Annotated in this window: 10 protein-coding genes; all 10 read right to left on the reverse strand. The window is 48.0% G+C overall.

Annotated features, from left to right (window positions below; genetic code table 11):
* Window positions 1-3 precede the first annotated feature (3 nt).
* On the reverse strand, window positions 4-1,668 hold the full coding sequence (locus tag E1189_RS10750; protein WP_155160199.1) for an EAL domain-containing response regulator: 1,665 nt from the start codon (window positions 1,666-1,668) through the stop codon (window positions 4-6).
* 153 nt (window positions 1,669-1,821) lie between these two features.
* Window positions 1,822-2,289, reverse strand: a complete 468-nt coding sequence (locus tag E1189_RS10755) for a type IV pilin protein (RefSeq protein WP_155160201.1) — start codon at window positions 2,287-2,289, stop codon at window positions 1,822-1,824.
* A 122-nt stretch (window positions 2,290-2,411) separates the two neighbouring features.
* Entirely contained in the window at window positions 2,412-2,711 is a 300-nt protein-coding gene (locus E1189_RS10760) for a hypothetical protein (RefSeq protein WP_155160203.1), read from the reverse strand.
* 2 nt (window positions 2,712-2,713) lie between these two features.
* A complete protein-coding gene (locus E1189_RS10765) occupies window positions 2,714-6,772 on the reverse strand; it encodes a pilus assembly protein (RefSeq protein ID WP_155160205.1) in 4,059 nt (1,352 codons plus the stop codon).
* 32 nt (window positions 6,773-6,804) lie between these two features.
* Window positions 6,805-7,338: a pilus assembly PilX family protein gene (locus tag E1189_RS10770; protein ID WP_196221372.1), complete on the reverse strand. Its 534-nt coding sequence runs from the start codon at window positions 7,336-7,338 to the stop codon at window positions 6,805-6,807.
* A gap of 10 nt (window positions 7,339-7,348) precedes the next feature.
* Window positions 7,349-8,482: a PilW family protein gene (locus E1189_RS10775; RefSeq protein WP_155160209.1), complete on the reverse strand. Its 1,134-nt coding sequence runs from the start codon at window positions 8,480-8,482 to the stop codon at window positions 7,349-7,351.
* A gap of 31 nt (window positions 8,483-8,513) precedes the next feature.
* Complete coding sequence (gene pilV / locus E1189_RS10780) at window positions 8,514-9,092, reverse strand: type IV pilus modification protein PilV (protein WP_196221373.1); 579 nt, start codon at window positions 9,090-9,092, stop codon at window positions 8,514-8,516.
* On the reverse strand, window positions 9,082-9,681 hold the full coding sequence (locus E1189_RS10785) for a GspH/FimT family pseudopilin (RefSeq protein ID WP_155160214.1): 600 nt from the start codon (window positions 9,679-9,681) through the stop codon (window positions 9,082-9,084). The genes pilV and E1189_RS10785 overlap by 11 nt, the downstream gene beginning before the upstream one ends.
* A gap of 126 nt (window positions 9,682-9,807) precedes the next feature.
* Window positions 9,808-10,251: an FKBP-type peptidyl-prolyl cis-trans isomerase gene (locus tag E1189_RS10790; RefSeq protein ID WP_155160216.1), complete on the reverse strand. Its 444-nt coding sequence runs from the start codon at window positions 10,249-10,251 to the stop codon at window positions 9,808-9,810.
* Between the two features lie 12 nt (window positions 10,252-10,263).
* On the reverse strand, window positions 10,264-10,513 hold a 250-nt coding region (lspA, locus tag E1189_RS10795; RefSeq protein WP_155160218.1), incomplete at its 5' end, for a signal peptidase II.

Genomic DNA, 10,513 nt, shown 5'->3' on the forward strand with positions numbered 1-10,513 from the left:
CTATCAGTCATCTGCACTAAAGTCATAATCCATATCCGGCTTGGGCTTCTGCAAGAAGTAACCCTGAACGTAAGAGGCCCCGGTTCTCCACACCTTAGTCATCACATTCGGATTTTCAATCTGCGGTACGATGACCCTACGGGACATTTCTTCAAGTTTTTCGATCATCTCATGCACCTGTTTCTCTTCTTCGCTATCTTCCGCCAGATGCTCAGTGAGCTTACCATCGAGTTTGACGTAATCAGTTTTCAGTTCTTCAGCAATACGCATGGGATTCATAGTGCTGCCGAAGTGACTGATGCTGGTGCGGCAACCAATCTTATTCATCCCACCAAGCATCTTCAATGCCTGATCCTTATAACGGGCAATGCCCTCTTCACTGAACTGGAAGATCAGACTGCTTGGTGCAACGCCCGCTTTTTTGAGTAACAGGAACAGCCATGGCAGGAACTTGTTATCCTGAATTGTGGCGCTGCTCAGGTGGAGGAACAGATGAGAACCACCGCCGCTTTTCTTGTGCTCAACAAGGCGTTTGATACTGTGCAGAATCACCCACTTATCGATTTTTTCTGCAAGGGGTGTACGGTCAATCACGCCTATGAACTGACCTGCTGATACGTTCTTGCCTTGTGGGTCAACCACCCGCAGTAACACGTCATAGTGTTCTTCAGGATCGCCGCTCAGGCTGGCCACCGGCTGGAAATGCAGCTCAAAGCTGTTGTTATCCAGCGCGTGTTGCACCAGTGCGTGGGCATCCCCTTCCGAGGCCTGTTTCTCAATAACAACAGCCTGAGAGAATACCTTGAACTTATTTGCGCCCATTGTCTGTACCTCCTGTAGCAATTCTTTCGCGCGAGTATCTAGCTCTTCAAAATCTCCAAATGGACAATTCAGGGGGACAACCGCCATGCTAATTCCCACTTGCAGACTGTGTTCATCGATGTCGATAAACAACTGGTCCATTCCATGAACAACGTCGTATGCAATCTGTTCCGGAGATTTTTCTCCGGCGTCAGTGATGACATAAATAAATTTCTCCTCTATGATTTCAACCTGAGAGTCTGGCTTAAGGTGGGTTTTGATTTCATCAATCACAGACAATCTGGCAACCGATGTTTTTTCTTTGCCAAGTCGGCTAAGCAAGCCAGTCCACTCTTGGATTTCGATCATGAAGAATAGTTTTTCTGATCGACTCTCAACAGGAGTACTGAGCAGCTTTGTAAGAACCTTTTGAACACTGTCGTCAGTTTCTTCAACCCCAGAAGAAAAGTTTGTTGACAAATTGTGAGATCGACTAAGCTCTCTAAAAGTGACAAGCGAAATATGTTCTTTACACCCAAATGGAACAACGTCACGAGCTCCAGCCTTCAGCCACTTAACGACAGTGGATGAGGAATACTCAGAGGAAACAACAATAAAAGGCGTCTCTGGCTGGATAGTGATTTGATGAATTAAGGCTTTATCAGGTGGAACGATTGCATCTGATGTATCATAGGCTACGATAAAATCAAAACGCTCGTCATTGAGAAGGGTTTTCAAATGGTCGAGACTAGTCGGGTAAGAGAATAGAAATTCCCCACCTAACTGATCTAATGCACTCGACCAAACCGCACTATCAACTTCTGTGCCATTCAGTACGAGTACTTTCCAGACTCGACTATCAGACATCGATACAGCAACTTCCTGATAACAGCTTTTGCAAAGCGTCCCCTGCAAAAACTCACTAAGTAAACGCTACCTGCGACCTGAAAAAGTCGCAGGTATACGTATTTAAGTTTAGTTTTGGAGGGTACTGCGAGGCAGGTGGTTAACTAGCGGGGGTTACCAGCAATCCTGGGCGTTGGCACGTCCACCGGTCGAGCCCTTGACACCACGACTGTCAAAATATATGCATGTACAGTCACTATCATTTTCCTGAGATTTGCCTGCTGTGGGTGTCGCGAGGATGGTGTAAGAGTTGGTTGCTGTCGTATCATTGACGGCCAAGGCACAATTTGTTCCACTCCAGATTCCAGTGACGGCTGCCAGTTCATAAAGACCTTCCGGCGATTCTCGCCCACCAAGGGAATCCATATTACCGGTATATTGACTGCTCACCGCGTATATTCGCTCTTCTGCCATAGCCACTTTTTGAATCGCCACATGGGCATCCGACCGGCTGGCACGAACAATGTAATCACGGTATGAGGGGTATGCGATAGACATAAGAATACTGACTATCGCAAGAACAATGAGGATTTCAAAGAGGGTAAACCCTTTGAATGGCCTTACTACTTTCACTTCTGTCATGATTTTGCACTTCTACTGCTGGAACATCCTGATCCAAAGCCGTAATTCAAAATCCTTTGACTGATTTCAACCCGCCTTTTATTAATGAGAGCTTATAAAAGACAGGTAAATTTCAGATAAAATCAGTGTTTTACAGCTTCACGTAACAAGGAGTATGGCCCATGAATAACAATACGGGACACCTTTTTCCCGTCTTCCGAGTGAAGAGAAAGGGTTAAACCTGGAAGCAGAAAATAATGATTTGACTCCAGGTAAGGTGATTCAATTTTGACATTATCTGTCATGGGATATTCCCGACTGCCAATAATCACCGCGCGGGTACTATTATTGATGCCTTCTAAAATTCCTTTCGTCAATTGTTCTTCCGCCCCATAGGAGGACAGGGAAACAACACTTATTAATAGAGCCAGTATCCATTTCATTCTTAATCTCCTCTCAGCTCTCTCCAGGATTGTCGTCCAAGACTATTACCTCCAGCGTTTTCATCGATTTTATCCACCGATCCATCTGAGGCGCTCAGGTATTTACACTCTACCCCTATGCCACAAGTAATGATGGCAGGGGTTTGGATAATGCCATCATTATAAATACCGGATGGGGACTGACAGTTACCATCAGGACAGAAATTCACGAGGGATTCACTTGTCCAGTCAGCATAGTTCAAATCATCACTGTCAAACTCGGCATCATGGTTGATATCAAAAGGTGGTTCGTACAGGTTACTGCCGTCAGTCGCACTCAGCTCCATTAACCAACTGGTACCCCCTCGCTTACAAGCATCACCGGAGGGAAGCAGGGTCGTGAATATAATGCGCCCGTTTCTCAAAACCGATTTCGTGACCTGACGCTCACCACGGCTATTTCCCTCTAACTCGAAATTTAATACCCAGCCACGGTGGCTTGTCCCGGAGTCACAATTACTCCAGCAAATTTCATTATTGCTGGTAGCCCGGAAACGAATCCCTTCATCATTGCTGTTGTTGAGTCCGTCACCGTTGGTGTCGTGGGGATAAAAATCCTGCTCTGCCAGAATGGTTTGGGATAGCAAGTTGGCAGGTGCTATTGAGGCAGAAAAATCACTGTTACTCCGATTATCATCCCATATGCCATAGAAGCCCTGGGTTGGCTCCCCAAGAATCTGGTTATCATCCACCTCTATATATTGGCCCGTACCGAAATAGACAATAAAGCCGGTTTCCGTAGGGTGGCGCCCGACTTCTGGCGCTGTGGTAATCTGCTTACCCGCTCCGGCCGCAAATAGAGGCAGAGGATTTCCACCAGCACTATAGGCGACACCCCAATTGCCAGGATTGGTGGAACGCAGATCGAACTTCCACAGATTGCCTTTCAGGTCACCAGCATAAACGAAGTCCACATCGCCATCCTGATCAGTATCAACAGCTGTTGGGCTGGAAAGCCCATTGGCTCCAGTGGCCCCGGTATCCAGTTTTCCGCCAGAAGCCAATGGCTCACCCGTTTCTGCATCCAGAACAAACAGCACCGCCTTACCATCATTGCTGGCGTAACCGTTGGCGGTAATCACAGCCCACTTGCCGGTAGAGAGTTTCACAAGCAAAGGCTTGCCATAGCTATATCCCATGTCGGAATCGCTATCGGAATTAAACTCCCACTGCACAATATTGGAGGCCTGACTTTCAGAGAAGCTATTGGGGTTCGTAACATCTAGAGCAAAGACACCACGACCACCGGATCGTAAACTGCCAATCAATAGTGTTTTCCAACTGCAGCCTAGTGAACCTGTACAGGCATCTCCCACAGTAACAGAGCCATTGACATAAAACTTATGGGGGTACTTGGGATTGGCAAGATGATGTAGCTCAGAAGCTATCGTATAAGGCACAAAGCCTAAACGCTCCTGCCCGGTTTCTGCATCAAAGCCGTGGAGCATACCATCATTGGCTCCCACATAAATCATAGGGCTTCGGCTGGAGTTAGCGCTTTTAAACGACTGATAGCCACTGTCGTTATAGTAAGCATTAGGCGCACCCACATAGGTTGGATCAGAGTCAACAATATCCCCCAGCTTATTGCTCTTTTCACGGAATCCGTAGTTCGTTGCCGTGCCCAGGTAGCACTCTTTAGAAGAGGATTGAGCAGGATCCTCAAACACACTGCTGCTGCACGCAACTGGTCCTGTCACAACCCTGGTTGTCCAAGAGTTATTTATGCCATAACGCACAGTCCGGATTCCGCTAAAACTGCAGGTATCCCCCTCATTGGCACACTTTGTCCAAGTCTCCTCAGGCCTGCCACCAGCGTTGGCAGTGTCTCCGCGCAAGAAGTTGGTCAGCGCATCAGCATAATCATCAACTGAGCCATTAATACCCAGTTCTGTCATACCGTCGCTCAACCGCACAATATAATCGTTCGAGAGCAAGTTGGGCGTACTATGGCGGAAAGGCACGCCCACCAGCTTACCTGCATTGTTTTTATCCGCAGTCAGAATAACCCGGCTGATATGGCTTTTGCTATCCAGCAGTGCTCCTGCCTGCCAACTTGGTGTCGGGCTGACCGTGCCATCACTGTTCAAAGGCAGTGCCCATAGATCTCCTGCCCATGTATCACTACTGAACCGTGCCTGATACACCGTACTATTGCTGCGCAGACTTCCCGCGTTAGTGGCAACAGATGCGGAAGAGCCAATACGCTGAGTAACTTCCGCCAACGCAGCTGAAAGTCCTTCCACAACCTGGCCTGGTGTTTTTGCAGACGTATAGAGACCTTTACTGTTAAAGGCGGCATGCCACATATCATCAATTTTACCGGGGCTATCCCAGTTGAAAGGGTCACCCCAATCAGAGCTGGATGTGAGATTCACACCACTCTGGTCAGGCCAGTCATCACCATCACTATCAGTCAAAGCCCCTTCCACACCAAAAGCCACAGTAAAGGTGGACATATGCTGATGTTGGGCATCATCTGCAGGAGAAACAGGAACGTTATCCACCAAGTCGGGGCGAAGATCTTCCTTGTAATAGTAATCGGCTACGTCTGCCACAGTTTCTGAGTAAGGATCACCGTCTGAGTTGCCAATAGCCCCGTTGGAAAAAGCTCCCCCCCAATAACCATCGGTAAAAAGAATTGAGAAGTTTTGCTGACAGCTCTCTGTTATGGGAGCACTGCCTCCTGTTGTTTTGAAGTAATTACCCACCCTATCCAGCCCGGCTCTGAGGGGAGTACCACCTGCTGCATTATAGGAATTGAACAGCTCATCGAGAAGGTTATTATTATGGGTGATAAGGTCGCTGTTATCCGCTGGAGCATTGAACACGATATCTCCACGGTTGATATAACCAAGGGAATAGCGATAGTTCGGCGTTGTATTGATCAGCGTACTCACTGCTGATGTCACAGAGAACTGACGATTTCGGTAATATTGATACCAGTTTGCATAATTTGTTTTAATCGCTTCTACTTCGTCAACATTGGTAATATCAGATAAACGTACCGAACGCCGCACGACATTCTCACCCAGTGAATCATCTTCCAGCGTGAACGTAACATTCCAGCGAGATATAGATGCCCCGTTAATTTGATAAAGAGTATGGTCATCCCAGGCATCTATAAGGCCATTGGGAATGGCAGAATAGTTCGCGTCCGCCTGAACAGGCTTGTCCCCGTTAAATCCAGCCGAATCTATAGCCGTTGCATAGACATGCCCCTCTAAATCTCGGGTAACATTGTAATCAGCATGGGTAGAATGGGGGTGCATTCGTCCAGCACTAAAAGAGGCATTGGGGTAACCTTCCCATGGTTCATACTCCTGAGCCGGGTCGAAATACAACACATTCATATCACCGGAAAATGCCCGCCAGTCTCCATGCTCCTCATCGAAGAACTTGACATCTGTCGTATTGTAATTGCTCCAGCTCCCGAACATGTAGTAATAGCTATAACTCTTGTTATTGGGATAGAACAAACCTGAGTTATAAAACTCATTATTAAGGCAGGTGCTTGGGGCATTGGTTTCATAAACTTCAAATTCTGAAATAATATTATCCCAACCATCAGATAGTCTTACTCTATCGCTTGTAATATCGGTATTACTATCTCCCTTCTCATAATGTTCAAATACCCTCACACCCCAGCCTGGCCTCAAACGAACAGACGACCAAGTATCATTTAGAGAGGCATCAGCCTCTCCTGACTCCTTATAACAGGTTTTTGTGCCACCAAAATTTTCATCTTCATAGAAGCAGACCTTATCGTCTCCTCCTCCTTCGCCGGTAGTAACCTCAGTACCTTCATCCAGCGTTGGCGGCACGCCAGGGAAGAAAGAGCAGTAACGGTAGTGGGGGTTGCTCATAAACTCCCAATCCATTGAGCCGGAGTCATCCAGCATCAACGAGACATTGGGCAGCGAACTTGTCGCAAGAAACAAAGGCTTCTCGGAAAAGTTCATCGCAGGTGTTCTGGTTCCAACCAGCAGTAATGAAAAAGCTGCTATCACCGACAGTCGCATATCCCTATCCTCCCTGTCGCACGTTATCTTATTTAGTTATGCCGAGCGGCATAGATACTCTGCAGAACAACAACCGAACGGCTTTTTCTGTAGTTTTCGTTGTTACCGTCATTTAAATACTTGGCATAGCCGGCATCGGTGCCACGAGCTGTAATACGATAGTATTGAATGCCAGAAGGATCCTCTGCACCGATAGCAAGGCTATCGGAAATATAGCGCCAACGTTGCACGACAATCTTTACAAGGTAGTCATCGTCGTAAAAGTCTTTCAAATTCCAATAACTGCTGTCGTGGTAGTCAATCGAGCCTGTTTCAATATTAATCCTGGCTTCCGTTAACAGCTCTGTCACTTCCGCATCAGTGGTAGCCGTCTGTAGAACTTCTTCCGCCAGACGCAAACCTGTTTCGGCAATCTGAAATGCATGATTTTGATCCTGAAACCCCTTACTCAAATGCATATCCAGCATGGATGTTCTCATACTGTCTGTGCCCATCAGCGTAAGCAGTGTCAACAGAATCATGGCAACAACAAGTGCCGCACCATGCTGTTGAGGCAGTCGCTTCATACTCATACCCTCACGGTGTTGGAGTATCAGAGTCACCGGTCAAAACCAGGCCAAGAGAACGATTTCTCAAAGTAACCGTGGTTGTGTATTCCCGGCGTATACGTTTGTCCTGTGAGCTGGAGGGCGAATAAGTTCGCCCAAAGAAGTAAAACTCCATGGCATCAGGAACCGCATCCTCAATTTCAGTTTCCACCAGCATAAAAATGCGCACACTGATGACATTGGCCCAGTCGGACACTTCATCGGCGTCCACATACCGGTCAACCGACAATTCCGTATCCGTGTTCTCTCCAAACTGAAGCTGAAAGTTCAATACACCGGGTAACACTTCCACTGCATTTTTGAAGCTTCCATCTGCGTTGATTTCTTTTTTATACAGTGAGGGGCGATCCCGATCAGAGGGTATTGCCAGATAGTACATCAGGCCTTGAATCATAATAGCCTGAGGCTGGCTCATAGATGTCAGTTGCGAGGTTTGGCTGTTACTGTTTAACAGATCAAGAGATACAATACCTGTGGAACTGAAAGAGTCCGCCTTCACCAGCATATTTTTCGAGCAGTCACTCACTAGCAATAAGCGTTCAGGATCTGTTTCACTGCTGTCCGGGAATCCTTCCATAGTGTCAGGATCAGCCGACAGCTGCTTCAGGGAGTCAGATATTGTCGCACCGGTGATATCCATAACAAAAGGCTGGGCAACCCAAAGCTCAAGCACATCACTGCGTTTGAGCATATCCACACCTGTGCCTTTGATGCTCGGATCGTCAGGCACCCAGTTTCCTGTGGTAAAACTGGACTCTTGCAGCAGATGAACATCCAGATCATCACCAAACTCAGTATCTTTAAATGCCCAGCCACGTACACCCAGCTCTGGCTGAATCCAGCTGGCAGATAAATCTACGCCTTTAATAATTTCCTGAGCCCCACTGGATACACACCCCCTATAACCCGACAGGCGTATATCGTCAGCAATAATCTCCAGAGCCAGACGACCACGCTCTTCTATGCGGGATAAACCTTCACGGGCTTTAAAGCTGATCCTGCTATTCAGCATGATCGAAAGGGCACCATAGAGAAGCAAGGTGCCAATCAAACTGGACACCATCACTTCCACCATAAGGGAGCCACGCTGAAATCCTTTCATAGAATGCTCCTAAAGGCCTCTTAACCTGGCATCAGGGTTCAAAAACCATCATGTAATGACCATCAGACTTTTCCGGATCCGATGTAAGAATCACCACACCATCACGCTTCGGATCCATATCCCAGACAATATGAACGACATAAATATCCCCCTGACCATCACAGGAGTTGGGAATAACAGTGAATGGATCACCAAAATAATCTTCCGGATCCTGACTTGGGGTGCTGTCCTGGCAAACGTAGGCCTCCCCTTTAGGCAAGGTTCGCCTTACCGCCTCCCGCCACTCGGTAATATCATGCCCTGCCATCTCCAACGGAGTGCAACCGGTATTGGTGCAATCGGAATCCAAGGCAAGACTTAGCCCTTCTGCCGGACTTTTCAGGTCGTAGGCACCGGCTTCGGCAGCTTCCATATTGGCACGCACGCGGTCTGAAAAACCCTGAGCCAGAGATAATGCCTTATGGTAGAAGTGGCTGGTTTGCTGGGTTTTCATAGCCACAGCCTGCATACCCGCAACCCCTAGCAAACCCACAGAGAGCACAAAAAGGGTCACAAGATTTTCGACCAGATTAAACCCTTTTTGCTTTTGCCTTATCACCTTAAAGCGCATTGCAACCCTCCTGGGCCTCATCCCTGTCCGACATGCGAACCCGGCCATGGTGAACCACTGTCAGGCCAGCAAATTCCACATCACCATAATCATCTTTCAGGCAAAACAGCACTGAGAAGGTTGTTGGTGAACTACTGCCCTTGGGAACAAAACTCACAGTCTGGAGCTGGCCACCGCCACTGCTGGTGATTTTCATGGTCACATCATCATCCACTTTATCGAACACCTTAAGAATCTGGTCACCTTCAGATTCATCAATGGTGCCAGAAGAATCACCTCGATCCACAAACAGCAGCCAGCCCTGTTTCCAGACTCGTTCTTCTTCTTCATCGGAGCCAATGGCCCCCGAGTGACACATTTCAGTACCGGGAAGACGGGGACACAGAACCACATCGGCCCGGCGAACAATGGCTTCAGCACGGGCAAAAGCTACGGCACTGCGGAAGTGGCGGAAAGCAGATTCAGCTTCGATGCGATTGGTCATGCCCACCATAGAGGGCACACCGGCAGCAATCAGAATACCGAAAATAGCGATAGCCCAAAGAAGCTCCGGGAGTGTTATACCGCGATAGCCACGATGAGAGTGCATGGGCACCTCCCTGTACCCAATAACTGATAATCACAGCCTAGGCACGGGAACAGGTAGGTATCAGGAAAAGCGGAGAACAGGCCGACAAGCGGCCTGATAAGCGGGATAAAAGGCTAAACAGGAAAATCAGGCAGCTTCCACAGACAGAATTTCCACATCAAAAATCAAGGCTTTACCCGCCAGCGGGTGGTTGAAGTCCACCGTCACTGTCTGTTCATCAAAGCCTTGTATAACTCCGGGCAGCTCACCACCAGCCTGATCAGCAAAAGAGATGACCAGCCCTTCCACCAACTCCATATCCGGCGCAAAGCGGCTCCGCCCTACTCTTTGAATATTGCTGGGATTGTGCTGCCCAAATGCCTCTTCCGGCGCGACCAGAAAGGAGTCACAGCTTCCGGCCGTTAAACCATGGATATGCTTCTCAAAGCCTTCTGGTAAATTGCCATCCCCCACAACAAAGGAAGCGGGCGTACGATTAAAGGTACTATCGACGATATCGTTATTTTCAAGTTTCAGGGAAAAATGCAGGGTAACCTTGCTCCCCGCCTGAATATTTGGAGTTATAGTCATTGTTTATCCTGTTTACTGCTTTTTCGGTTCAGGATTGAGAATCATATCGAGAATCATCAAACCAGCGCCAACTGTGATGCCGATATCCGCCAGGTTAAAGGCTGGGAAAAACCACTGCTGCTTATAGTGGACGAGGATAAAATCCACCACATGCCCAAGAAGCGCACGGTCAATAAGGTTGCCCACAGCCCCACCGAGAATCAAAGTCAAGGCAGCGGCCTGCAGTTTCTGCTTCTCTTCCAGGCGGGATAGCCAGAAAACC

It is taken from the genome of Parendozoicomonas verongulae (assembly GCF_009711465.1).
Taxonomy (GTDB): Bacteria; Pseudomonadota; Gammaproteobacteria; order Pseudomonadales; family Endozoicomonadaceae; genus Sansalvadorimonas; species Sansalvadorimonas verongulae.